21 protein-coding genes are annotated in these 24271 nt (G+C 42.4%); 11 read left to right on the top strand and 10 right to left on the bottom strand.

Annotated features, from left to right (window positions below; genetic code table 11):
• Positions 1 to 68 precede the first annotated feature (68 nt).
• Both ACM0OT_RS04790 and psbP read right to left on the bottom strand, forming a co-directional pair.
• The gene (locus ACM0OT_RS04790) at positions 69 to 662 is read right to left on the bottom strand and encodes a Maf family protein (RefSeq protein ID WP_414563180.1); all 594 of its coding nucleotides are present in this window, start codon (positions 660 to 662) and stop codon (positions 69 to 71) included.
• 55 nt (positions 663 to 717) lie between these two features.
• On the bottom strand, positions 718 to 1263 hold the full coding sequence (psbP, locus tag ACM0OT_RS04795) for a photosystem II reaction center PsbP (protein WP_414563182.1): 546 nt from the start codon (positions 1261 to 1263) through the stop codon (positions 718 to 720).
• Between the two features lie 140 nt (positions 1264 to 1403).
• Here psbP and ACM0OT_RS04800 point away from each other — a divergent pair, with 140 nt between their 5' ends.
• The 6 genes from ACM0OT_RS04800 to ACM0OT_RS04825 all read left to right on the top strand — a co-directional run bounded on the left by ACM0OT_RS04800 (position 1404) and on the right by ACM0OT_RS04825 (position 8889).
• A complete protein-coding gene (locus tag ACM0OT_RS04800) occupies positions 1404 to 2036 on the top strand; it encodes a hypothetical protein (RefSeq protein ID WP_414563183.1) in 633 nt (210 codons plus the stop codon).
• A 282-nt stretch (positions 2037 to 2318) separates the two neighbouring features.
• A complete protein-coding gene (locus tag ACM0OT_RS04805) occupies positions 2319 to 3308 on the top strand; it encodes a DUF2278 family protein (protein ID WP_414563184.1) in 990 nt (329 codons plus the stop codon).
• 88 nt (positions 3309 to 3396) lie between these two features.
• Entirely contained in the window at positions 3397 to 3651 is a 255-nt protein-coding gene (locus ACM0OT_RS04810; RefSeq protein WP_414563186.1) for a DUF4212 domain-containing protein, read from the top strand.
• A 9-nt stretch (positions 3652 to 3660) separates the two neighbouring features.
• Positions 3661 to 5316: a sodium:solute symporter family protein gene (locus ACM0OT_RS04815; RefSeq protein ID WP_414563188.1), complete on the top strand. Its 1656-nt coding sequence runs from the start codon at positions 3661 to 3663 to the stop codon at positions 5314 to 5316.
• A 100-nt stretch (positions 5317 to 5416) separates the two neighbouring features.
• The gene (locus ACM0OT_RS04820; RefSeq protein WP_414563190.1) at positions 5417 to 7231 is read left to right on the top strand and encodes an alpha-amylase family glycosyl hydrolase; all 1815 of its coding nucleotides are present in this window, start codon (positions 5417 to 5419) and stop codon (positions 7229 to 7231) included.
• Positions 7232 to 7500: 269 nt separating this feature from the next.
• Positions 7501 to 8889, top strand: a complete 1389-nt coding sequence (locus ACM0OT_RS04825) for a cytochrome P450 (RefSeq protein WP_414563192.1) — start codon at positions 7501 to 7503, stop codon at positions 8887 to 8889.
• 96 nt (positions 8890 to 8985) lie between these two features.
• Here ACM0OT_RS04825 and ACM0OT_RS04830 read toward each other — a convergent pair whose 3' ends face one another.
• From ACM0OT_RS04830 to ruvB, 4 genes are all read right to left on the bottom strand, one after another.
• On the bottom strand, positions 8986 to 10269 hold the full coding sequence (locus ACM0OT_RS04830) for a glycosyltransferase (RefSeq protein WP_414563194.1): 1284 nt from the start codon (positions 10267 to 10269) through the stop codon (positions 8986 to 8988).
• 113 nt (positions 10270 to 10382) lie between these two features.
• Complete coding sequence (locus ACM0OT_RS04835) at positions 10383 to 11189, bottom strand: tetratricopeptide repeat protein (RefSeq protein WP_414563196.1); 807 nt, start codon at positions 11187 to 11189, stop codon at positions 10383 to 10385.
• Positions 11190 to 11387: 198 nt separating this feature from the next.
• A complete protein-coding gene (locus tag ACM0OT_RS04840) occupies positions 11388 to 12272 on the bottom strand; it encodes an FkbM family methyltransferase (RefSeq protein WP_414563197.1) in 885 nt (294 codons plus the stop codon).
• Between the two features lie 220 nt (positions 12273 to 12492).
• Positions 12493 to 13593, bottom strand: a complete 1101-nt coding sequence (ruvB, locus tag ACM0OT_RS04845) for a Holliday junction branch migration DNA helicase RuvB (protein WP_414563199.1) — start codon at positions 13591 to 13593, stop codon at positions 12493 to 12495.
• Positions 13594 to 13748: 155 nt separating this feature from the next.
• On the opposite strand from ruvB, the gene hisF reads away from it, so the two are divergent.
• Positions 13749 to 14522: an imidazole glycerol phosphate synthase subunit HisF gene (hisF, locus tag ACM0OT_RS04850; RefSeq protein WP_414563201.1), complete on the top strand. Its 774-nt coding sequence runs from the start codon at positions 13749 to 13751 to the stop codon at positions 14520 to 14522.
• Positions 14523 to 14627: 105 nt separating this feature from the next.
• Positions 14628 to 14819 carry a hypothetical protein gene (locus ACM0OT_RS04855; protein ID WP_414542859.1) on the top strand — a complete coding sequence of 64 codons (192 nt, stop codon included), beginning with the start codon at positions 14628 to 14630 and terminating at the stop codon, positions 14817 to 14819.
• Between the two features lie 241 nt (positions 14820 to 15060).
• On the opposite strand, the gene ACM0OT_RS04860 is transcribed toward ACM0OT_RS04855, so the two are convergent.
• The 4 genes from ACM0OT_RS04860 to ACM0OT_RS04875 all read right to left on the bottom strand — a co-directional run bounded on the left by ACM0OT_RS04860 (position 15061) and on the right by ACM0OT_RS04875 (position 20093).
• The gene (locus tag ACM0OT_RS04860; protein ID WP_414563203.1) at positions 15061 to 15933 is read right to left on the bottom strand and encodes a 6-carboxytetrahydropterin synthase; all 873 of its coding nucleotides are present in this window, start codon (positions 15931 to 15933) and stop codon (positions 15061 to 15063) included.
• Positions 15934 to 16071: 138 nt separating this feature from the next.
• Complete coding sequence (locus tag ACM0OT_RS04865; protein WP_414563205.1) at positions 16072 to 17463, bottom strand: ABC transporter substrate-binding protein; 1392 nt, start codon at positions 17461 to 17463, stop codon at positions 16072 to 16074.
• Between the two features lie 21 nt (positions 17464 to 17484).
• On the bottom strand, positions 17485 to 18852 hold the full coding sequence (locus ACM0OT_RS04870; protein WP_414563206.1) for a protein kinase domain-containing protein: 1368 nt from the start codon (positions 18850 to 18852) through the stop codon (positions 17485 to 17487).
• A gap of 227 nt (positions 18853 to 19079) precedes the next feature.
• Positions 19080 to 20093: a LysR family transcriptional regulator gene (locus ACM0OT_RS04875; protein ID WP_414563208.1), complete on the bottom strand. Its 1014-nt coding sequence runs from the start codon at positions 20091 to 20093 to the stop codon at positions 19080 to 19082.
• 215 nt (positions 20094 to 20308) lie between these two features.
• On the opposite strand from ACM0OT_RS04875, the gene ACM0OT_RS04880 reads away from it, so the two are divergent.
• The 3 genes from ACM0OT_RS04880 to ACM0OT_RS04890 all read left to right on the top strand — a co-directional run bounded on the left by ACM0OT_RS04880 (position 20309) and on the right by ACM0OT_RS04890 (position 24104).
• A complete protein-coding gene (locus ACM0OT_RS04880; RefSeq protein WP_414563210.1) occupies positions 20309 to 21022 on the top strand; it encodes an NnrU family protein in 714 nt (237 codons plus the stop codon).
• 398 nt (positions 21023 to 21420) lie between these two features.
• Positions 21421 to 21807, top strand: a complete 387-nt coding sequence (locus ACM0OT_RS04885) for a thioredoxin family protein (protein ID WP_414563212.1) — start codon at positions 21421 to 21423, stop codon at positions 21805 to 21807.
• Between the two features lie 206 nt (positions 21808 to 22013).
• Positions 22014 to 24104, top strand: a complete 2091-nt coding sequence (locus tag ACM0OT_RS04890) for an NAD(P)H-quinone oxidoreductase subunit 5 (protein WP_414563214.1) — start codon at positions 22014 to 22016, stop codon at positions 24102 to 24104.
• Positions 24105 to 24271 lie beyond the last annotated feature (167 nt).

Below are 24271 nucleotides of genomic sequence, written 5' to 3' on the forward strand. Positions count from 1 at the left end.
GTCACGCAAAGGCGCAAAGGCACAAAGAAGAACGCATGAGTATGTTGTTTTTTACACAGAATTATTAACTATTGCCAAAAATCAGTTATGTTGTATCCTATTTCCTCAATCATCTGCCGTAGCAAGGGTAAACTCAGACCGATAACGTTGCTGTGACAACCTGCGATTTTTTCCACAAATAGACTACCGAAACCTTCAAGGGCAAATGCACCAGCACATTTGAGCGGTTCGCCTGTAGCTACATAGGCTTGGATAGTGCGATCGCTCATGTGGGCAAAGTACACTCTTGTCATCTGACATCTAACTAGAGTGCGATTTTGGCACAAGTCAATTAAGACATGACCTGTATACAGATCACCAAATTTCCCTTGCATTAATTGCCAACGAGCGATCGCTTCGGCTGCATCTGCTGGTTTACCATAAATCTCCCCATTCATGGACAAAACTGAATCGCAACCCATAATTAAGGCTGATTCAAACTGCGGGACGACAGTTTCCGCTTTGCGTTGTGCAAGAGTTTGCACTAACTGTGCAGGATCATCAATTTGGATTTGCGACTCATCAAAATCACTAGGCTTGACTATCGGTTCAATTCCCACAGTTTGCAGCAAGCGCAGCCGCGCCGGAGAAGCTGAAGCAAGTACAAATGGAGGCGTTTTCATAATTGGCAATTCACAATTTACTACTCCCTACTCCCCACTCCCTACTCCCAACTCCCTAATATACAGAGAAGGAATTGACCACATTTTTGATCAACCCTTGGATTCTGGGCCAACGTCTTTCGGAAATTGAGGCGTTGAAAGTAAATAGCTTACCACGGCTGACGGCAACACTGGTGACGTTGTGTCGTTGTTCCCTGTTGGGCAGTTTCACTTCATACTCTAATATGTAGTATGTTTTTCCATTAGATTCGCGCTCAAAGGCATTGACTAATTCAGCCGAACGACCAGAGTCAGGGGGAGCAAGTGCAGCTTTACCCAATTTATATCCTACTTCTGTAGGTGTTCCCAGTTCTTCTAGGCTTTTGTTATCGGGAACGGGACTAATTACCACAGAGACATTTTCAGATACTTCAATCAAGTCATGAAATACTACATCGGGGCCGTCGGACACTTTCACTTGTAGCCAGCCATTAGGGTATAAAAACTCATAGCCATCATAAGAATCTACAAAGCTTTTGAATCCAGCCGCATTAGCTACACCAGGATTACTCAGATTCAGGCTCAATACCAATAGCAAAATAAATAAAATTCTTTTCCACATTTCTCAAGATTCCTTTAGGCTGGCAACAAAACAGGATCAGCGTTATTTCTCGTATATATTGTCCCATCAACCGTGTCGCTTCGCATGATGCAGTGGATCGAGAAAATGTGGTGAATGTTAACTCTAAGCTAGGTAAATTTATGCTTACAAGTCACGAATTACGCTGGTTTTACCCAGATACAATTCCCCAAGATGTTGTAGTTTGGTTTCAGCAAAATTGTTTAATTAACCCGATGGAACCACCCGAAAAACGGGAAGATGTCTATCTTTGTGTTCCCGATTCTGACTATATGGGGATCAAATTGCGGCAAGGACGTTTGGAAATCAAATGGCGTCAGGCAGAATTTGGTGTAGTATATTTTGGTGAATCTGTAGAGGGCAAAGCTGAAAAATGGGGTAAGTGGTCGTGTAGCGATCGCACGGGTGAAAGTTTTCAAGTTGCCACGGTTGCAGATCATGCATATTGGGTAAATATCCAGAAGGTTCGCTATCTACAGCAGTATCAAATTTTGCAAAACGGTTCAGCAAAGCCAATTGCCAACGATGCATCAATTGATAATGGGTGTAGTGTGGAAATTACCCAGCTTGTAATTCAAAATCAACCTTGGTGGAGTTTAGCATTTGAAGCCTTGGGTACAGGCGATTGTCTGATGGATAATCTCCAAGTCACCGCAGATTATGTATTGAGTACTTATCAAGGGCCAAAATTACTAGTTGCCAATTCTTATGCTTATCCTCATTGGCTAGGGCATGTGTGCAAACTCGCAACATAAGTTGGTTTAATGGCAACTCCACAAAGCCACACAAATGCTAAATTTTGTCTCCGTTATCCCCCTAATTTTCCTCATCTTAAAGTGATTGAATATTTTTTTATGATAGGATTTCCAGGTTAACTTCATCCCTAATAACACGGAGACACCATGTTAACATCATACTAGATTGGCGTTAAAAAATATTACGCTTTTAAATAAGCAACTTTACCTAAAAGAGAAATGCTCTATAGGCAGCAATTACCTTGATGTCGTCTTTTGCACTATGCAATGTAGGAGGAATAAATGCCTTTAAAAAATTACGGTGTTCTTAAAAGTCGGGCAATGAACCGCCGATTTGCTGAAGGCCCATCTCCCCATTATCAAGTGCTTGTAACTGACGAGACACAAAAATATCGCCTTGCTATCAACGTCAAATCCCAGGAAAATCCCTCAGAGTTGCTGTACTTTGTCGATGAAAATTTCTCCCATCCCATTATCAAGGAACTGCAAGAGTTAGATTTTGGCTTTCATGAGTTGGCGAGAAAACCTGGGGGGTTGGCTTTAGACTACATTCGCGGGAATTTGTTTGATTCGTCTTTGATAAAGTCAGTACCATACGACTTACCGGGGCCAGACAACGATCTCAATGAGTTGCTAGAACTATACATGGCGCGGGCGATCGTTTCTACAGATGCCATCCTTTATCCCTTTGGTGAACAATGGGGCCCAGAAAAAGATATTGAAGACAAGCATTTTGGTTTTCTCCCTGGGAACAGTATGCATAATCTCCACATGAATCAGGGTAGTGTTGGGCGATTTAAAACAGATAATGGTGTTTTCCAAGATGGCGGAATGCTGATTTATTACCCAGCCCGCAATCAGTGGGTAGGCATTTTTTTAGCATTTCAGTCCCAGTCATTTCATACTGACGATACCACTGGCCATAGACTTGATGTGATCATGCCTACAACTACATCGATTCGCATTTTTGCGGCTATGGTGAATCCTGTGGGAGAAGATTTAAATCAGGAAACAGTCAGTTTAATCAATACTTCACCGCACCCAATAGATTTGAACGGTTGGACTCTGGCAGATCGTATCAAGCGCCAGCAACGCCTCAAGGGGATTATTTATCCTGGTGAAGTTTTGCAAGTTACTTTGCATCAAGACGGTATCCAACTAGGCAACAATGGTGGCATGATTACTCTGCTAGATGATCAAGGTCTCAAAATCGATGGTGTTGCTTATACCAAACAAGATGCCCAAAGCGAAGGATGGACAGTATTATTTTAATGTTTGCTGTAACGTAATTTTACGGTATGAAATCATTTATCTAGCTACTTCATTGATATGATGCTGGATGCACCTAAAATCAACAAAAATGGACGAACATCAGCGGCGCTCTTATTGGCGTGCTAATACTGCGTTAATTCGTAACCTTTTAATTGTTTGGGCATTAGTTTCCATCGTTTTCAGTATTTTGCTGGTGGAACCGTTAAATGCAATCCGTTTCTTTGGCGTACCTTTTGGTTTTTGGATGGCGCAGCAAGGATCAATCCTAGTATTTGTGGCATTGATTTTTATTTATGCTTTCCAAATGGACAAGCTAGACCGCAAGCATAATTTGAGGAAGTGAGGCAAAACCGTGTCAGTAGAAATTTGGACGATTTTGTTGGTAGGACTTTCCTTCCTTGGTTACATTTACATTGGTTGGCAATCACGAGTTAAAAATAGTAAAGATTTTTTCATAGCAGGTCAGGGAATACCTTCCATTGCTAATGGAGCCGCCACCGCCGCCGACTGGATGTCCGCCGCTTCGTTTATTTCCATGGCCGGACTGATATCTTTTTTGGGATATGACGGTTCTATTTATTTAATGGGTTGGACAGGCGGTTATGTATTACTGGCATTACTTTTAGCGCCTTATCTGCGAAAATTTGGTAAGTATACAGTGCCAGATTTTGTAGGCGATCGCTACTACTCCAATGTAGCCAGATTAGTGGCAGTCGTGGCAGCTATTTTTGTTTCCCTCACCTATGTTGCTGGACAAATGCGGGGTGTAGGCATAGTTTTTAGCCGCTTCCTGCAAGTAGACATTAATACAGGTGTCATCATCGGTATGGTGATTGTCGGCTTTTTTGCTGTGCTAGGAGGCATGAAAGGCATCACCTGGACACAAGTAGCCCAGTATGGAGTTTTGATTTTTGCTTACTTAATTCCAGCAATAGCGATCGCCTGGTTACTTACGGGTAATCCCGTGCCACAATTAGCATTTACTTTCAGTGATATTGCTGTTAAGCTCAATCAAATCCAAGTTGATTTGGGATTTCAAGAGTATACTCAGCCCTTCGTCAACAAGTCGATGCTGGATGTATTGTTTACCACCATTGCCTTAATGGTAGGGACAGCGGGATTACCTCATATTATCGTTCGTTTTTACACAGTTCCCAGCGTCCGGGCAGCTCGTTTTTCTGCTGGTTGGGCATTATTATTTATTGCCATTCTTTATACCACCGCTCCTGCCCTTTCCATGTTTGCCCGTTATAACTTAATTGAATCTCTGCATAATCATACAGTTACCGAAGTACAGCAGTTAGACTGGGCGACTAAGTGGGAAAAAACAGGATTGCTATCCTTTGAAGACAAAAATAATGATGGGCGTTACCAGTTAACTCCCAGTATTGATACCAACGAAATTCAAATTGACAGAGATATTATCGTACTTTCTACCCCAGAGGTAGCTAAATTAGCACCTTGGGTAATTGCCCTAGTAGCGGCTGGGGGTTTGGCCGCAGCTTTGTCTACAGCATCGGGATTATTGTTAGTAATTTCTAGTTCCGTTGCCCATGATATCTACTACCGCATCCTAGATGCCAACGCCTCAGAACAAAAACGGGTATTTGTGGGGCGGATTATGGTGGGTGTTTCTCTAGTGCTGGCGGGATATTTTGGCGTCAACCCACCGGGATTTGTCAGTGAAGTTGTAGCTTTTGCCTTTGGTTTAGCGGCTGCTAGCTTCTTCCCGGTAATTTTTCTGGGAATTTTCGACAAACGTACCAATTCCCAAGGTGCGATCGCAGGGATGTTATCTGGTTTAATTTTCACTATGATTTATATCATCGGCGTAAAATTTGCAGGTATGCAACCTTGGTTTTTTGGCGTCTCTCCCGAAGGTATTGGCACTTTGGGAATGCTGATTAATTTTGTAGTTACCCTAGTAGTTTCTCGTCTCACACCACCCCCACCACCAGAAATTCAAGCCTTGGTGGAAGACTTGCGTTCCCCTGCTGTAGAAATATAATTCATCTGATTAATCAGCAGCACCCGATTTCCTAACTTTTCTGGAACACCGCCTACAGGAAGTGAGGTTTATCAAGTCATATTTAGGTAGGAGACTTTTCATGGTTTCTACACATACAGGGATGGGTGCTATTCCTTTCGATGGCGGTGTAGCTTTTCGTGTCTGGGCACCCTCTGTTAGTAGTGTTGCGGTTGTCGGTGACTTTAACGCTTGGTCTGAGACAGCGAATCTGTTGACTCACGAAGCCAATGGCTACTGGTCAACAGATGTCTTAAATGCCAGAGTTGGGCAAGAATATAAATTCGTCATTCGCAACGGTGAGCAAATTCTTTGGAAACAAGACCCCTACGCTAGAAACCTCAACAACTCTGACGGCAACTGCATTATTTATGATTCTAGTTACGATTGGTCACCCACCAATTTTACGATGCCAGCATGGAATCAACTAGTAATTTATGAAATGCACGTGGGCACGTTCAACGATGACATAGACCCAGGTTTAGGAACCTTCCGCAGTGTCAGGGCTAGATTACCAGAGTTACAGGAACTTGGCATCAATGCCATAAAAGTCATGCCCACGACAGAATTTCCCGGAGATTTATCCTGGGGATACAACCCATCTCATCCTTTTGCCATAGAAAGTGTTTTGGGTACACTCACAGACTTTAAAAATTTTATTCAAACATCCCACGAACATGGCATTGCCGTACTTTTGGACGTAGTTTACAACCATTTAGGGCCTAATGACTTGGATCTGTGGCAATTCACAGGTTGGAATATAGACGGCAAAGGCGGAATTTACTTCTACAACGATAGACGTTCCGATACTCCTTGGGGACAAACAAGACCAGACTACGGTCGTGGAGAAGTCCGGGAATATATTCGTGATAACGTTTTAATGTGGATAGAAGAGTGCCATGTAGATGGTCTGAGGTTAGATGCTACGGCATTTATTAGAAATATTTTTGGGAACAACAACGACCCAGCTAATGATATTCCCGATGGCTGGAGCCTGATGCAATGGATTAATAACGAAATTCGCGCCAGACAGCCTGAGAAAATTACCATCGCCGAAGATATCCGTAACAATGAATGGCTAACTAAAGATACAGGTTCGGGTGGTGCAGGCTTTGGTTCTCAGTGGGATTTGAATTTTCATCACGTGATTCGTGAAGCCATAGTTAACCCCAGTGACCAAGGGCGTAATATGTTTGCAGTGCGAGATGCTATTTACTCTCGCTTTGAGACAGATGGTTTTAAACGTGTTATTTACACAGAATCACATGATGAAGTCGCCAAATCTTTAGATGATAAGCCAGACAGATACCGTGTACCAGAAGATATATGGCGGGGTAATGCAGATAGTTGGTTTTCGCGCAAACGTTCAACTTTGGGGGCTGCTTTAGTTTTGACATCTCCTGGTATTCCCATGCTTTTCCAAGGACAAGAATTTTTGGAATGGGGTAGTTGGAGTGACCATACTCCTATTGATTGGAGTCAGAAAGACACATATAGCGGTATTTGGGATATGTACCAAGCCCTGATTCGCTTGCGTCGTAATTGGTTTAACAATACCCGTGGGCTGAGAGGACAGCATGTAAATGTTCATCATGTCAATAATAATGACAAAATCATTGCTTTTCATCGTTGGGAAAATGGCGGCCCGGGAGATGATGTAATTGTGGTTGTAAATATGAGCGATCGCAACTACAACAGTTACAATATTGGCTTTCCCCGTGAAGGCATTTGGTACGTGCGATTTAATAGCGACTGGCAAGGTTTTAGCCCAGATTTTGGCAATCAACCGGGCTACGATACAACAGCAGGCAGGGCTATTTGGGGTGATACTGATGGCATGACTTTCGGTGGAAATATTGGTATTGGTGCGTACAGTGTTTTGATGCTATCGCAATAATTTGTGCGTACCTATTTCAATTCTTCGTGATTTGTGAACATCTTCAGCAAAGCTGGATTGTTATATGTGTTCTAAGATTAATAAAACGCCTAACTCATGACTCAAATTCACGAGTGTGCGGCTTGCAGAAATCAAGCAATAGGTGCATCAAACATACTAGTTGTCAGATAGCTTAAAAGATCAACTGCTCATAAAATCCTTACAAAAATAGCTGTCCAAGCCTGTTACCGCTATAGATTCCTGCTCTAGTTTTTGAGAGATTCATTAATATGCCTACTCTTCAACTACCTGATGGCCCCCAATCTCCGCCTTGGCTACAAACATATCGATGGCTGACTAGCCCCTTGGGATATATGGAGGACTGTGCTAAAAGCTATGGTGATATGTTCACTCTCCGCATTGGCCCGGTTTTTAAGCCTCAAGTATTCGTTAGCAACCCTCAAGCTATTCAGCAGATTTTTAGCACCGACCCCAAATATTTAGACTCTGGTGAAGCTGCTGGATTTAAATCGCCTTTATTGGGACAGCAATCATTACTGTCCCTAGATGGTAAGCCTCATCAGCGACAACGCAAGCTATTAACTCCCCCCTTTCATGGGGAACGAATGCTAGCCTATGGTGAGTTAATTCGTGATATCAGTAAGCAAGTAACTAATCAATGGCAGGTTGGCGAGACTATTTCTGTCCTGTCATCGATGCAAGCCATTTCCTTTCAGGTGATTTTAAAGGCTGTATTTGGTTTATCTGAAGGGCCTCGTTACGAAAAACTTAAGGAACTTTTAATTGCTATCCTCAATCCCAAAAGACCCATTGTACGGGTAGTGCTACTGGTGTTACCATCACTGCGCCGCGATTTAGGTGCATGGAGTCCTTGGGGACAGTTTCTGCGTTTACGGCAGCAAATTGACGAACTCATCTATGCTGAGATTCAAGAACGCAAGGCAAAACCTGACTCATCCCGGACTGATATTTTATCTTTAATGATGGCAACTCGTGATGAAGCGGGTGAGCCAATGACAGATGTAGAGTTACGTGATGAGTTGATGACTTTATTAGTAGCGGGTCATGAAACTACAGCTACATCACTTGCTTGGGCTTTATACTGGATTCATCATCAGCCCCACGTGCGTGAGCGACTATTGCAAGAGTTGGACAATCTGGGAGAAAACCCCGACCCCAATGCTATTTTCCGATTACCTTATTTAAATGCAGTTTGTTCGGAAACACTACGTCTTTATCCAGTCGCAATGTTGACGTTGACTAGATTAGTCAAATCACCGCTACAAATTGGAGAATATCAGTTTGCTCCTGGGACTTTATTGATTCCCTGTGTTTATCTCACCCATCATCGGGAAGATTTATATCCTGATTCCAAGACATTTAAACCAGAGCGTTTTTTAGAAAAACAGTTTTCAGCTTCGGAATATTTACCCTTTGGTGGTGGAAACCGTCGCTGTATTGGCATGGCTTTTGCTTTATTTGAGATGAAATTGGTATTAGCAACCGTACTGTCGAACTGGCAAATGGAATTGGCTAATAGTGAACCAGTACAGCCACAGCGTAAAGGCTTGTTGTTTGGGCCCAAAGGAGGTGTACAAATGCTAGTCAAAGGCAGGCGTGAGCAATATCAGCCAGTTCGTGAGACTAGTTCAGTATAAAACCAAGGGGGTGTGGTGCGATCGCATCCCACTAAAACTAGTTGCCAAATACTGAATGGTTAATAATTTTTAGTACACCAGCACGAAAAAATATTCTTATTTTCTGATTTGAGCCAATACAGGCTTCCTCGTAGATACCACTTGCTCAATAATATCGGCGGCTCTAGTCACCCCTCCAGCTTGAAGAGTCGCTGCTTGTAGTCTGAGCGCATTCTGTTTGTAAGATTGTTCTGTAAATACCCTTTTTATGACATGTTGCAACCTGGGGACGTTTAATTTCTTGAGAGGGACAAACTCACCCGCTCCTGTCCAAGCAATACGTGCTGCTACTCCTGGCTGATCATTAGCAACGGGAATTGCCACCATCGGCACTCCATTTTTTACACATTCCATTGTTGTATTCATGCCCGCATGAGTAATCATCAGGGTGGCTTTTTCTAGCAAATCTAATTGCGGTGCATACTCAACTACTAAGGGATTACCAGGCAAGTCTGGCAGTGATTCTGGTTTAGCAGAACCTCCCAGAGAAATTACTAACTGGGCATCTAAATTCTCACAAGCTGAGGCAATGGTCTGAAAAACCCAAATTAGTCGATTTTGCAATGTTCCCATTGAAGCGTAAATCAAAGGTTTTCCATTCAACTTTTCGTAGGGAAAAGGAACATCTGTCCGACTTGCAGAAGTATGATAGGTTCCTGTGAAATGAAACCAAGGAGGCAATTCCTGCCGGGGATATTCAAACTCAGCAGGCGCTTGACTGATTTGAGCCAGTTGAGAATAGCGTTCATTAGGGTGAGTGTGTAAGGGTAAGTTCCACTCTTGGCGATACTGATTAATCACATCTCCAATTGGTTTAGCAACGCGATTCAGTAATGCATAACCCATTTTGTTACGTAAACGCGCCCACCAAGTTGGGCTATACGGCCAAACAGTGTTAAAGGGAGGAACACCAGTTTCTCGATTCAAGACGACAGCACTACACACGGTAACAAAAGGAATGCCTAGAAAGTCTGCAATAGTCCCTCCTTCTGACGAACCTTGGTTGACTAACAACGCTTCTACACCTGCTGTCTTTATTAAATCTGGAGCATCTCGAAGCATAATTGTTGCCAACTGCTTGAGTAGGTCAATCGTATATTTCAATGCATCTAATCCACTAAGTTGCCCTAGTTGTGTAAACGATTCTGCCGTTGCTCCTACCGGAAAATCCTCCTCACCAACAGCTTGAAATTCCACACCTGCTGCCAGTGTTTTAGATTTAGCGTCAGGTATACCGAATAGAGTGACGCGATGCCCACGTCTTTGAAGTTCTTGTCCTAAAGGAAGCATCGTATTGATGGGACCAGTGGAGCCGGGACAGATGATGCCAAAATGAGTCATAATCCCTATTTTTGGTTATTTACAAAGATGTATACCAGAAAACAGGGACAGTTTACAGAAGGTTTACCAGACAGGTTTTTGATGGCTAGCCTGGAATCTAGAATCAGTAATACTTACTGAAGTTTCAAAAATTTATCTAAAGCTACCACCATACTGGGAGGCCAACGGCGGATATTTGTTACCCAGTCCATATTTTTGTAGCGATTATCTAGTCCGTAAGCTGCCACCCAATTACTTTCCGCTTCACCTTTATTGCCATTTACCCAGTAAGCTGCTGTGAGGGCGGCGCGCATATCGGCAAATTGGGGATATTTGCGGACTATGTTCTTCATTTCGCGGATGGCTTGGTCAGTTTTACCAGTTTCATAAAGGGCGAGGGCATAATTGGCACGGGCAAAGGCAAAATTTGGGGCAATTTCTGCTGATTTTTGATAATCTGCGATCGCCTCTTCCCATTTTCCCAACCCTGATTTGGCATTACCTCGATTGTTGTAAGCCATCGCATCATTCGGATCAAGTTCCAGGACATGATTATAATCTGCGATCGCCTCTTCCCATTTTCCCAAACCTTCCAAGGCTGTACCACGATTCAAATAAGGATCGGTGGCATTGGGAGCCAATTCTATGGCTTGGTTGTAATCTGTCAATGCAGCTTGTAACTTATTCTGACTCACCCGCGAATTGCCCCGGTTACTCCATGCACCGGCATTGGTGGGAAATTGTTCTATAATCTGTGTCCAGTAAGTTTCTGCCGTGGCAAAATCACCTTTATTCGTAGCTGTAAAAGCCTTATTTGCTAATTCATCTCCCTGTTGTAACTGTTCTTGAGTAATGCTAGGCGGTGGGGATACTGCCATAACTGGTTTACTCCAGCCAAACACAAGTAATAGACTTAGAAAAATACCAATTATTTTAATCATTTAATTCTTTTTTATGTGCAACATCATTGATCATAAAACAATCTTTAATTATTAGTTAACAATAAAATACATATCCAGCCAAGAATATAGAAATTTTCCTTAAACGTCTCTACAAAGTTTACAGTTAATGCATTTTGCATTTTTGCAGATATCTCAGTTACTGGATTTCATCGAGAATTTGGATATTTCATAATACTGTTACCAAGCATACAAACTAAAAATATCAGATCCATTGAGTATAGGTTCTTGTTCAATTTTAATATTTTTAAATCCTTTATCTTTCAGTAAATATCTGATTTGATCTATACGAAAATCCAAATTATGTACTTCTACAAAAACTTGCTTAATTTTTTTCCAATCCTCATCTTTAATACCCAATAACACATCCATTTCACTTTTTTCCACATCCACTTTTAATAAATCAATTTGCTCAATTTGATGTTCAAAAATAATTTCTGAAATAGTTTTTAATTGACAATCAACTTGTTGTCCTTGAAAACTGCTTGTCAATTTATAATTGATAATTCTTGAGAACACAGAATATGGCAACCACCGTAACCAGGAAATCGAAGCAGGAAAATGTTTGAAATTTGCTACAGCTATATCTTTGAGGTCATCTATTTCTGAGTTTTTTATAATTGGGTATGCAGTGGAACCAAATGTCATATTTGGATAATAAGTGAATTTTACCTCACCAGATTGTTGTGAAAGCCCACAAGGAAATAATTTGATATTTTCAGCATTCAAACCCTTAACATTAGCATTCAATACTTCATAAATATCAGGTATGGGTTCAAAAGAATAAACATTAATTTGATGATTAAATTTTTCAAATAACCAAAGTGTAAATAATCCTATATTTGCGCCAACATCAAAAACGGTATCACCTGCATTGATCTGAATACCGTGTTTCACATAATTCTGTACCTCCTGATACATTAATCGGGCTTCGTCTTTTTGTAGACAAAATATCTTCGTTCCATTAGAAAGACGAATTTTTGGCATGAAAGAATTTCTCATAAATTCAGGTTCAACACTTAGTAACTTTAACTGGCGCGCAAAGGCGCAAAAATTTCTTGCCAAAATTGTCAGCTTGTCTCAATTTTAATTTTTTTGACCCTTGCAATTTTAACCATTTTAGGGAACTAAACAGCCCTGCTTTTTGAAGGGGATCGGAACCTGTTAGGCAACTTGATAACACTTGTGTGTACACCGTAGCCTCACTCCCTCTGCTGATTTCACTATGAACACGTTGATTCCCCCCGCCATAGCATCAGCTTGGCGGTAAGAATGTCATTATCGGCTACAACAACGACAACTGTTCATTAGGTGGCTTAAATCCTAAATGCTTGTAGGCTGCGGTTGTGGCTGTTCTACCGCGAGGAGTGCGGCTTAAATAACCAATTTGCATCAGGTACGGTTCATAGACTTCTTCAATTGTTTGGGTATCTTCACCTGTGGCGGCGGCTATTGTTTCTAATCCCACTGGGCCACCGTTAAATTGTTCAATAATTACACTCAACATTCGGCGGTCTGTCCAATCTAAACCGCATGGATCGACTTGAAATAGTTGTAATGCCTCCGCTGCGACACTTTCTGTAATTTCACCAGATAATTTAACTTCCGCATAATCACGTACACGCTTAAGTAATCTATTAGCGATACGGGGCGTCCCACGGGAACGACGGGCAATTTCTGTAGCTCCATCTTGGGCAATGGGAGTTTTGAGAAATTCAGCACTGCGTAAGACAATTTGGCTGAGTTCGTCAACTTCATAAAAGCGCAATTTCTGAACTAACCCGAAGCGATCGCGCAATGGTGAAGTTAAGGCACCCACACGGGTTGTGGCTCCCACCAAGGTAAATTTAGTCAGTGGTACACTTCTTATCCGGGCGCTGGAACCCTTGCCAATGGTGATATCTAAGCGATAATCTTCCATGGCCGGATAAAGAATTTCTTCGGTCATCCGCGAAAGACGGTGAATTTCATCAATAAATAATATATCTCCGGGTTTAAGGTTCACTAGTAGCCCTACAATATCCCTTGGACGCTCTAACGCTGGCGCACTGGTAATTTTGTAGTTTACTCCCATCTCCGATGCTAAAATCATGGCCATTGTTGTTTTACCTAATCCCGGAGGCCCATATAGCAGCAAATGATCCAACACCTCACTGCGTGACTTAGCTGCTTTGATGGCAATATCTAACACATCCTTTAAGTCTTTCTGCCCAATGTAATCAGCAAATCGCTGCGGCCGGATACTCTCTTCTTGCTTACCTTGTTCATCAACAGCAGCTTCCGGTTGCAAAATATTTTCATGGGAGGGTTTGGGCGCAGACTCCTGACGCTGCTTTGGTTGTCCGTTGGGTTCTTGAGGCTGTTTTTTCGAGGAGATTATCGCCATAATTCAGCTATCAACTTTGACTTGAGGACTGTTTGAGTGCCATCGAGGCCACAATGGCCGCGACTAAACACGGGTGCAAAAATTTTTTGTGGGAACTGCGCGCACCAATTTAGAATTTAAATTCCGGATGATTACCCAGGAGTGAAAAAGTTATTATGTTGTCTAAAAGAATCTTACCGTGTTTAGATGTTAAGGCGGGACGGGTTGTAAAAGGAGTTAACTTTGTAGATCTCAAGGATGCAGGTGATCCCGTAGAACTAGCAAAAGTTTACAATGAGGCTGGTGCTGATGAGTTAGTGTTTCTGGATATTACAGCCACTCATGAAGACCGGGATACAATTATTGATGTGGTGTACCGCACCGCTGAACAGGTCTTTATTCCTTTGACTGTAGGTGGTGGGATTCAATCCTTAGAAAATGTTAAAGCTTTGTTACGGGCAGGCGCAGACAAGGTTAGTATTAATTCTGCGGCAGTACGTGATCCAGACTTGATTGATCGGGCAAGCGATCGCTTTGGTAATCAGTGCATAGTTGTTGCTATTGATGCTAGACGCAGGATTGACCCCAACAATCCCGGCTGGGATGTGTACGTGCGAGGTGGTAGGGAAAACACCGGCTTAGATGCTTTACGTTGGGCACAAGAAGTTGAAAGACGAGGTGCAGGAGAACTCCTAGTCACTAGTATGGATGCTGATGGGACTCAAGCTGGCTACGACCTGGAGTTAACAAGAGCCATCGCTGAATCTGTACAAGTTCCTGTGATTGCTTCTGGTGGTGCAGGTAACTGTGAACATATCTATACGGCACTAACTGAGGGTAAAGCCGAAGCTGCATTACTAGCATCATTACTGCATTATGGACAATTAAGCGTAGCCGAGATCAAAAATTATCTAGGCGATCGCTCGGTGCCAATTCGATTATTATCATGATGTGTTCAACATGATCGAAAAGTAATCACATCTATCACAAGTTAGATACAGTTCTCTAAAACAGTGTTAACATTAGTTTACGAGTATGAATAAATATTAAGAAATATGTTGATCCCTATTTTACTATTTGATGTGGCGCTGGTAGCGTGGTCACTCCACCTCATGGAGAAAGCTGTTGAGCATAAAGAATTTTCTTTAATGCTGGCGGGGACATTGGTGGCACTTGCTGCGGCTGCTATGTTGGTAGTTTACTTTCTCATGGGGCACTGTATGAGCTATTTATTGCAAGTGTCCTAGAGAGTACTGTTTAATGCAGAAAATACTTAACATAAAAAATATTAATATTAAGTCATTATTAAGAACGAATTACAAAATTCGTCTCTATCAGAAATGTTATTCCCAAAAAAAAATGGGTTTAGGGGGTTTTTAAACTCCGTCGAACTCACGTCACGTTAAATTAAATTAACTCAAAACACATATCCCCGACTTCTTCAAGAAACCGGGGATATTAGAGATTTTTTAAAATCCAGTTGGTAGACTATATACGCGCTAAAACTGGCTCTTGTGTGATTGTACTGACATTCTTGGTTTCTGAATTTGTGCAATAAATTTCACAGGAGTTATTGGGACTTTCAATCAGTTTTATTTTGTACAATGTAGCGCCTAATTCCTGAATAGGCGATCGCAGTAAATTACTAATGTAAAGTGCGATATTTTCAGCTGTGGGTACAACGTTGGCAAAGAAGGGAATATCTTTATTTAAAAAGGTGTGATCAAATGGTTCTACCACATAATCTTCTATTACCTGATTTAAAGCACCTAAGTCGACAATCATCCCCGTGCGCGAATCAATTTCCCCTTTTACGGTAACTTCTAAATGGTAGTTATGTCCGTGACCATGAGGACGGGCGCATTTACCATAAATCTGGGAATTTTCTTCGTTACTCAGGTCAGGATGAGCCAGCCGATGGGCGGCGCTAAAGTGAGTGCTGATGTTGAGGTAGGCTTCCATTCCGTTTCCTATATAATCTGCCCAAAGTTCAGGATGTTCAAATAACTGTACACGGACTAAAGGCAAGTGGGGTGCTAAACGTTGCCAGATAACCCGTGCAATATTCTCAGTTGTAGGTAGAGTTTCTTGAAAATCTGCCCACACATCATTGAGATAAGAAAAGTCTAGTTGGCTGGTAATTTCGTGCTTAATTACATGTTTCACATCAGACAAGTTCAACACCATGCCATATTGATCCAATTCTCCCGCTAGAGAGATGAATAAAACATAGTTGTGTCCATGTCCGGGAAATCTCGAACAAGCACCAAATTTCTCAGTATTCTCGGCTTCACTCAATTCTGGTAACCAATAGCGATGACTAGCCGAAAACTGAGCGCGGCGATTAACAATGCATTGCATGAGTATTTTGGAAACAGAGCTTAAAATTTCTTAAACTTTCACTATTTCCAGGATAAACTAATTTCTTGACCAGTGGATGCAGCGATCGCCTATTTTCTCGCCTTCCCAAAGGTAAATTGTTCTAGAAAACGCCACGGTTTACCTGAGTGGTTCAAAGTCATAGCCAGTACGCGAACGATTACCAGTAACTATTTGTACTAGTTGTACAGCCGCATTGCGATCGCCTGAGGGTAAAAATCGAATTGCTCCAGAAGCACCAAGAGCAGCAAAATCAGATGATGCAAGTGCTTGTTGGACTCCAGAACGGGTAGGATTACGTTCTAATGCCACAATGAGTGCCACCGTGGCATCATAGGCCAGGGCAGTGCGCCAGCTGACATCACCACCCCATAACTGCCGCGATTCTTGGGGAAATTTTGATGTGGTATCGCCTGCAATATGCCAGGGAACTGCTACCACCATTCCCACTGCTTGATCTCTGCCAATTTCTAAAGTTTTAACTGTGTACACATCATCACCCCCAAGAAGACTTAATTGCTTCTGGTTGAGTTGAACTACTTGTAAGGCTTTATCTAAAGTGTCAGTATTGGTTGCTAACATCAACACTTTTGCACCTTGCTGCTTGGCTTGTTCTAGACTTTGCGCCGCACTAAAGTTGGCTTGAGACAAGTCAAATTCCCGTGATACTTGTCCACCCTCTAACAAAACAGAAGAAACGAACTCTGATTTTAAGGACTGGCTGTAATTACTCTGGGAATTAAAGAAAACCACGGCATTTTTTTGCTGCAAATTTTTTACCATATAGTTGGCTAAACTTCTAGCAGCAATAAAATCACTGGGAACCGTGCGAAAAACGTAGGGGCTAAAATTAGAAATTTTTACCGAAGTGCTGGTGGGAGAAATAGCTACCAGTTTTCCCGAATTATAAATCTTGCCTGCCCCTAAAGTCGTATCACTACTATTAGGGCCAACAACGCCTAATATTTGCGGATTTTTGACTAAGGTAGCCGCAATTTGTTGGGCTATTTCTGGATTATTATCGTCATTAGCGATACCGACCTTTAAGGGTACTCCGTTAATTCCTCCAGAAGTATTAACGGCATTTTGCACTTGGGCAGTGCCACGTAAAATTTCTAAAGAAGCGTTGGGGTCGGTACCTAAGGGTACAGACGCAACAATGGTGTAACTTTGAGAAGACCCAATACGGGCATTATTTAGATATATCAGCGCTTCTGGGTCATTACGCTGGAGTTTTAAGGATGCTTCTAAACTAGCGATCGCTTGAGGATAATTTTCATTAGCTAACGCCTGTATTCCCTCTTTTTTGACTGGCGTTATTTCACCAGCATTTAAAGTTTTTTCTCCAAAACTAATGCGGTCAGCAATCGATTGATTATCAGTTGTTAAATTATTACTTGACTGGTTTTGGGGGAAAATTCGATTTTGAAATAACCACAAACCAGTACCTACTAAGCCTAATGTAACTAGCAAAGATAAAACAAGAATAGTAGTTTCTTTCTTAGAAGACATATCTAATTTTTTTAATTTTAATTAAAATATCAAAGATAATAATTTATAAATCAGGCGAAATATTGCTGTCACAGCAATCGTGACTAAAGCAGCTGCAACTGCTAAAAGCGTGATTTCTCCAATGCCTAAATCTCCCCGGAACCAGGGAGTAAAAACGATAATAGCGAAGGTGATTCCCGAAATTATTAATAAATCGAATTTTTCAATCCACCGCTTAGTTTGGGCAAAAATTAGTATCCCTAAAATTAAGGCGGCTACTGGCAAGGTAATAATAGCTGATGGCAATAAGCTAAACAAAGCGATGGCAATTAATGCCCCTTCAAAGCCACTAAAAGCGGCACTACTTAATAATTCCCAAGTAGCAAAATTCGGTTGAGATGGTGTTGCTTGGGGCTGTATGTGGGGCGGCTGCGGTTTGGGTATAACAGGGAGTGTGGATGGCTGATTCAGGGCTGTCAGCACCTCATTAGCTGATTGAAAGCGTTGATTAGCCGCTGCTAGCAGCATTTTATCTAAAATATCGGCGAGTTGAGGATTAATACTTACTTGAGAGCGCCATTTCCACTGGTTACTATAGGCATCAAATAACTGATTTGCTTCTTGACCTGTGAGCAAATTCAGCATAGTTACAGCCAAAGCATACAAGTCTGTGGATGGAAAGACTTGATTACCTGCCATTTGCTCAGGTGGGGCAAATCCCATAGAGTAAATACCTGTAGAAGAACCAGCACCTGCTGATGGGGCATTTGTGACTTGCTTAACTGCACCAAAATCCAACAGAAAAAGTTTGCCATCCCGACGACGCATAATATTAGAAGGCTTGATATCTCGGTGAATAATGCGTCTATCGTGAACAAACTGTAATACTTTGAGAATTTCTGACAGTACTTCTATAACCTGCTGTTCCGAAAATTTACCATTTTGTATTAACTCTTCTTCGAGATTTAGCCCATCAATGTATTCTTGAACTAAGTAAAAAAATTGGTCTTGGTGTCCTGGTTGCAAGCTATTAACTACCACGGGAAAAAAAGCAAACAAGTCAGGTATTTGCTCATGTTCGTTGCCAATTTGGGCGAGAACTTCAGCTTCTCTTTCAAACAGCTGTTGAGCTAATTCTAGTTGAGTAGAGCTTAAATTTCCCGCCGGTTGGAATTGCTTAACTACACACTCACGCATTCCGGGAATCCGGCGATCGCGTGCGAGAAAAGCTGCACCAAAACCACCTTTTCCCAGTAATTTAATGGGTACATACCGACCATCCAGCAGAAGTGGCATCCCACAGGTAGTGCAGTATTTTTGCTGTGTTGTTCTTAATGTTGTGACATCATCTAAATCCGCAAAATAATTTTTAGGGCGCGGACAGCGAGGACGGGTGCAGTAGACTTCCATTTTAGTTTTTAGTCATTAGTCAGAATAATTCGTAATTGTTAATTCGTAATTCGTAATTGTCATGCCATCAATCCAAGGAGTTACTCGACAAAACAACAAATAAATTGTCTTTTTTTAATCAATAAATTAGGGAAATGGTTTCCTGAACTTATTAATTACGAATTACGAACTACGAATTAGTAATTATTTAGTCATTTGCCAAAAAACAAAGGACTAATGACTAGATGTTAGCCTGCGTCAGAGGAACTTGGGGTTGCTGCATCCAGTGTATTTACCACTAGTTTTTTGTGTGATAATTTTAACATGTCTTGATTCCAGTCTGGAGTAGCAAATTGCGGGAGAATTTCCTGACTAAAGGCTTCTGCTGCTTTGGAGCGATAACGATTAGGATTAAAAATCAGCCATAGCGTCCGCTTCACCACAACGCCTTCAATGGGAGTGCATTTTAGTACACCCATTTGTAATTCTTTAGCGATGGCGGAAGTAGAGACAAAGGCAGCACCTAAACCTGATTGCACGGCGTTTTTAATTGCTTCTATGGAATTCAGTTCCATTTCAAATTTAAACCGCCTGGTATCGATATCACAGCGTGCTAATACCTGGTCAATTACTTTGCGGATAGTTGATTGGGAGTCGAGGGCAATGAATTGAAGTTTATATAGGTCTTCTTTTTGGATAGTTTCGAGTTTAGCAAAAGGATGAAATATGGGCAGAATCAGTGCCAGTTCATCTTCCGCGTAAGGCATAACTTCCAAAGATTCGCCCAGTTCTGCGGGAATTTCTCCCCCGATAATCGCCAGATCAACTTGTCCATTAGCGACACTCCAAGCGGTGCGCCGGGTAGAGTGGACATGTAGTTGGACTGCCACATCGGGGTACTTTTGCCGGAACATGCCGATCATTTTCGGCAACAGATAAGTGCCGGTGGTTTGAGAAGCACCGACAATTAAGGTACCGCCTTGGAGGTTTTGTAAATCCTCGATAGCGCGACAAGTTTCTTGGCATAAACTGAGGATTTTTTCCCCATAGCTCAGGAGTAAATGCCCCGCTTCGGTTAATTGTGCGCGGCGTCCTCCCCGATCAAATAAGGGCACATCCAGTTGCCGTTCTAAATTTTGTACTTGCAAGCTCACAGCAGGTTGTGAGACATAAAGACTATCAGCGGCACGCTTGAAGCTGCCTTCTACAGCGATCGCTTTCAGGATACGTAACTGATCTAAAGTGAAAGGAAGGTCAGACATAAGGCTCAACCCACAAACTTGGAAAAAAGCAGCTTTGGCAACAAATCAAGTGTCATAGCTTTCTAGCCACAAATGTTTTGTTGCATCTAAAACTTGGAAGCTTGACTCGAAAAAGACAGTACCACAACATTTTGACGAAAGTTCCCTAGGGAATACTTTGTGGTATTGGTTGTACTGAATTAAATTTTTGTTAAATTCCCTCACCTATGTATACGATGCTGAATTCTTGGCTTACTCCCAGTCATTTTGTCATGTTGGGGTTACAAATAGCTTTTGCGATCGCCCACAGTGGAGGAGCCGCTCTACGTCCTTGGGCAGAGAAGTATATCGGGCCAAGGCTTTATCGCATTTTTTTTGCATTAGTTAGTTTACCGTTGGCTGTGATCTTAATTATTTATTTTTTTAATCATCGTTACGATGGCTTACAACTGTGGCAGGTGCAGGGCGTACCTGGTGTAAAGTCCGTTGTTTGGGTGTTGTCAGCAATTTCGTTTTTGTTTTTGTATCCTGCCACCTTCAATCTACTAGAAATTGCCGCTATTCAAAAGCCCCAAGTCTCCCTCTACGAGACAGGCATCATTCGTATTACCCGCCATCCGCAGATGGTAGGGCAAATAATCTGGTGTGTTGCCCATACTCTGTGGTTAGGAACTAGTTTTACACTGGTTACTTCCATTGGTTTGATTTTGCACCATATGTTTGGAGTTTGGCATGGCGATCGTCGCCTGGCTGCCCGTTATGGAGAAGCTTTTGAAATTGCCAAACAACGGACTTCAATTATTCCTTTCCAAGCAATTATTGATGGTCGTCAATCTATCAAATGGCAGGAATTTATCCGTCCAGCCTATTTAGGAGTAACAATTTTTATAGGTCTGTTATGGTGGGCACATCCTCTATTGCTTGTAGCGACTAGTAGGGTAGAATGGTAATTTCAGATGATCCCCATGATCCCCAAAAAATACAAAATTCATGAAAATTTCCACTTATCAACTGCTACCAAATCAATGTAGGATAAATTCAAACAGCTGTCAGTGGGAGTGGGGTCAGTCAGTTTGATAATTTATAAAAGTATATTGCTGGTCAAATGGCTATCTGGGGAGAGCGATGGCAAAGTAGTCTGATGCCCTCAAGAGCAGCAATCAGGAGTTGAAAAACAAAAAAGTCACCGTGAACTCGCACTGGCTTTTTTATCAAAGTTAAAATAAGAGCGGAAATAGTTGCACAATCATGTTTACCCTGAAAGCATGACTTAGGCACTGGGCAGCTTGCCAATTCCCACGACTGATAGCTAGTTTTGATATCAAAACCCTATAATTTTAGAGGCGTCATGGTGTTGTCGGTTAGTGAGCGGACATTTACTCAAGAAGTTTTAGAATCACCAATCCCTGTTTTAGTTCATTTTGAAGCACCTTGGTGCGGCTTGTGTCGCATTATTCATCCTTTATTGTTGCAATTTAATGCTCAATGTGGGGATCAAATTAAATTAGTCGGGGTCAATGCTGACGACAATTTTAAACTGGCTAATGCTTATCGACTAAAGTCATTACCTACTTTACTACTAGTAGAAAACGGCATAGTTCGGCAGCGCCTAGAAGGTTTTCGTGGCAGAGACGATTTACGTTTGGCTTTAGAACAAATTAATCTTACTTACAGTAATCGCACTAAAACATACAACAGTGCCATGACAGCAGATTTAGAATGTCGTTCAGCGTAAATAGGGGATGAGGGGTTGGGTACTGGGCGTGAATAACACTCTTTTTTCGTACCTAATACTTAGTCCCCAGTCGCTAAAATATAAAACCATGCTTAATTACCCCGCCCAAAGCTCATTGGGTGGGGTATTTTATCCTCAAGGGTGTGTGTCACAATTATTAACAGTTCCGCCAAGTTAGTCAAGAATTCTAAAAGTAAGCGTCAGTGATGGAAGTAATCTATCAATATGCCTGGCTAATTCCAGTATTTCCCCTTTTAGGGGCAATGCTAGTTGGTCTAGGGTTAATTTCTTTAAATCAGGTGACAAACCGCCTGCGACAACTCAACGCTGTGGTGATCATCTCCCTGATGGGAACAGCGATGGCGTTCTCGTTGGCCTTGCTGTGGAGCCAAATTCAAGGACATGCGCCTTATATCCGCACCCTAGAATGGGCAGCAGCAGGTAATTTTCACCTGAGTATGGGCTACACTATCGACCACCTCACATCTGTGATGCTGGTGATTGTGACCACAGTAGCTTTATTAGTCATGGTCTACACCGATGGCTATATGGCTCATGATCCAGGATATGTGAGGTTTTACGCCTATCTCAGCTTGTTTGGTTCCTCGATGTTAGGTCTGGTAGTTAGTCCCAACCTGGTACAGATTTACATTTTCTGGGAACTTGTGGGGATGTGTTCCTACTTGCTCGTGGGCTTTTGGTACGATCGCCAGGCCGCAGCAGATGCTTGTCAAAAGGCATTTGTCACCAACCGGGTGGGTGACTTTGGTTTACTCCTCGGCATTTTAGGGCTGTTTTGGGCCACAGGCAGCTTTGATTTTGGTGTCATGGGCGATCGCCTGGCCCAACTGGTAGAAACAGGTTCTGTGAGCAATTTCCTCGCCATTCTCTTGGCGATTTTAGTGTTCTTGGGGCCAGTTGCTAAATCTGCCCAATTTCCTTTGCATGTCTGGCTACCAGATGCAATGGAAGGCCCCACACCCATTTCTGCCCTGATTCACGCAGCAACAATGGTGGCAGCCGGGGTGTTCCTCATTGCCCGCATGTATCCAGTCTTTGAACACGTGCCAGTTGCCATGAACGTCATTGCCTTTACCGGGGCATTTACGGCGTTTTTAGGGGCTAGCATCGCCATAACCCAAAATGACATCAAAAAGGGTCTAGCTTACTCCACCATCTCCCAATTAGGCTACATGGTGATGGCAATGGGACTAGGCTCCTACAGTGCTGGTTTATTCCACCTGATGACTCACGCCTATTTCAAGGCCATGCTGTTCTTGGGTTCTGGTTCGGTGATTCACGGTATGGAAGGCGTTGTTGGTCATGACCCTGCTTTAGCCCAGGATATGCGCTTGATGGGGGGACTAAGAAAGTATATGCCCGTTACCAGCATTACCTTTTTGATTGGTTGCTTGGCAATTTCTGGTGTTCCGCCATTTGCTGGCTTCTGGTCAAAAGATGAAATTCTCGGTAATGCTTTTGAAGCTAACCCATTTTTGTGGTTGATTGGCTGGCTAACCGCCGGGATTACCGCTTTCTACATGTTCAGAATGTATTTCATGACATTTGAAGGCAAATTCCGGGGTACTGACGAGAAAATCAAAACCAAACTTAAGCAAGCTGCATCCACCATTGTCTGGGAATTAGAGTCAGCCGAACCAGCGCCTAATTTTGGACCTGGGGCAATGAAACAAGGAGAATTAGCAGCACATAATGCCCATGACGCCCACGGACATCACAGTGATACTCCCCATGAATCACCGTGGACGATGACTTTGCCTTTGGCATTGTTAGCTATACCTTCAATTTTGATTGGTTTGGTAGGGACACCCTACGCCAACTACTTCGAGGAGTTCATTTTTCCCCCTAGCGAAACCCTCACCGAAGTTTTGGAAAAAGCCGCTGAGTTTAACCCGTCAGAGTTTTACGTGATGGCGGGGGCTTCTGTGGGCATTTCCTTAATTGGTATTACCTTGGCTTCGCTGATGTACTTGCAGGGTAAAATTAACCCAGCTGCCATCGCCTCGCAAATCAAACCACTTTACGAGCTATCCCTCAACAAGTGGTACTTTGATGACATTTACCATCGTGTCTTTGTCTTGGGCTTACGTCGTGTAGCCAGACAAGTTATGGAAGTTGACTTCCGGGTTGTCGATGGTGCAGTTAACCTCACAGGCTTTTTCACCCTGGTAAGTGGTGAAGGGCTGAAATACCTAGAAAACGGTCGCGCTCAATTCTATGCCTTAATTATCTTCGGGGCTGTTTTGGGCTTAGTGATTTTATTCGGTATAACCTAACTTCATGGTTGAGTGGTGACTTTGAATTCTCTTCTTACTCAAACACACCAGTTCGCCATTCAGCACTGGTTCTTCAGCACTCAGCACTGTTTTACGAGATGAAGGCAGGGTATATCTTTTCCCTCCTTCATCTTTCTTTGTTTTATTAAATCAACCTAACAAGCCAG

It is taken from the genome of Anabaena sp. CCY 9613 (assembly GCF_963920895.1).
In the GTDB taxonomy this organism is placed as follows: domain Bacteria; phylum Cyanobacteriota; class Cyanobacteriia; order Cyanobacteriales; family Nostocaceae; genus Cyanocohniella.

What these genes read in the sequence shown, in the direction of transcription:
- ACM0OT_RS04790 (WP_414563180.1), bottom strand. Translation starts at nt 662, where the DNA reads ATGAAAACGCCTCCATTTGTACTTGCTTCAGCTTCTCCGGCGCGGCTG.
- psbP (WP_414563182.1), bottom strand. Translation starts at nt 1,263, where the DNA reads ATGTGGAAAAGAATTTTATTTATTTTGCTATTGGTATTGAGCCTGAAT.
- ACM0OT_RS04800 (WP_414563183.1), top strand. Translation starts at nt 1,404, where the DNA reads ATGCTTACAAGTCACGAATTACGCTGGTTTTACCCAGATACAATTCCC.
- ACM0OT_RS04805 (WP_414563184.1), top strand. Translation starts at nt 2,319, where the DNA reads ATGCCTTTAAAAAATTACGGTGTTCTTAAAAGTCGGGCAATGAACCGC.
- ACM0OT_RS04810 (WP_414563186.1), top strand. Translation starts at nt 3,397, where the DNA reads ATGGACGAACATCAGCGGCGCTCTTATTGGCGTGCTAATACTGCGTTA.
- ACM0OT_RS04820 (WP_414563190.1), top strand. Translation starts at nt 5,417, where the DNA reads ATGGTTTCTACACATACAGGGATGGGTGCTATTCCTTTCGATGGCGGT.
- ACM0OT_RS04825 (WP_414563192.1), top strand. Translation starts at nt 7,501, where the DNA reads ATGCCTACTCTTCAACTACCTGATGGCCCCCAATCTCCGCCTTGGCTA.
- ACM0OT_RS04830 (WP_414563194.1), bottom strand. Translation starts at nt 10,269, where the DNA reads ATGACTCATTTTGGCATCATCTGTCCCGGCTCCACTGGTCCCATCAAT.
- ACM0OT_RS04835 (WP_414563196.1), bottom strand. Translation starts at nt 11,189, where the DNA reads ATGATTAAAATAATTGGTATTTTTCTAAGTCTATTACTTGTGTTTGGC.
- ruvB (WP_414563199.1), bottom strand. Translation starts at nt 13,593, where the DNA reads ATGGCGATAATCTCCTCGAAAAAACAGCCTCAAGAACCCAACGGACAA.
- hisF (WP_414563201.1), top strand. Translation starts at nt 13,749, where the DNA reads ATGTTGTCTAAAAGAATCTTACCGTGTTTAGATGTTAAGGCGGGACGG.
- ACM0OT_RS04855 (WP_414542859.1), top strand. Translation starts at nt 14,628, where the DNA reads ATGTTGATCCCTATTTTACTATTTGATGTGGCGCTGGTAGCGTGGTCA.
- ACM0OT_RS04860 (WP_414563203.1), bottom strand. Translation starts at nt 15,933, where the DNA reads ATGCAATGCATTGTTAATCGCCGCGCTCAGTTTTCGGCTAGTCATCGC.
- ACM0OT_RS04865 (WP_414563205.1), bottom strand. Translation starts at nt 17,463, where the DNA reads ATGTCTTCTAAGAAAGAAACTACTATTCTTGTTTTATCTTTGCTAGTT.
- ACM0OT_RS04870 (WP_414563206.1), bottom strand. Translation starts at nt 18,852, where the DNA reads ATGGAAGTCTACTGCACCCGTCCTCGCTGTCCGCGCCCTAAAAATTAT.
- ACM0OT_RS04875 (WP_414563208.1), bottom strand. Translation starts at nt 20,093, where the DNA reads ATGTCTGACCTTCCTTTCACTTTAGATCAGTTACGTATCCTGAAAGCG.
- ACM0OT_RS04880 (WP_414563210.1), top strand. Translation starts at nt 20,309, where the DNA reads ATGCTGAATTCTTGGCTTACTCCCAGTCATTTTGTCATGTTGGGGTTA.
- ACM0OT_RS04885 (WP_414563212.1), top strand. Translation starts at nt 21,421, where the DNA reads ATGGTGTTGTCGGTTAGTGAGCGGACATTTACTCAAGAAGTTTTAGAA.
- ACM0OT_RS04890 (WP_414563214.1), top strand. Translation starts at nt 22,014, where the DNA reads ATGGAAGTAATCTATCAATATGCCTGGCTAATTCCAGTATTTCCCCTT.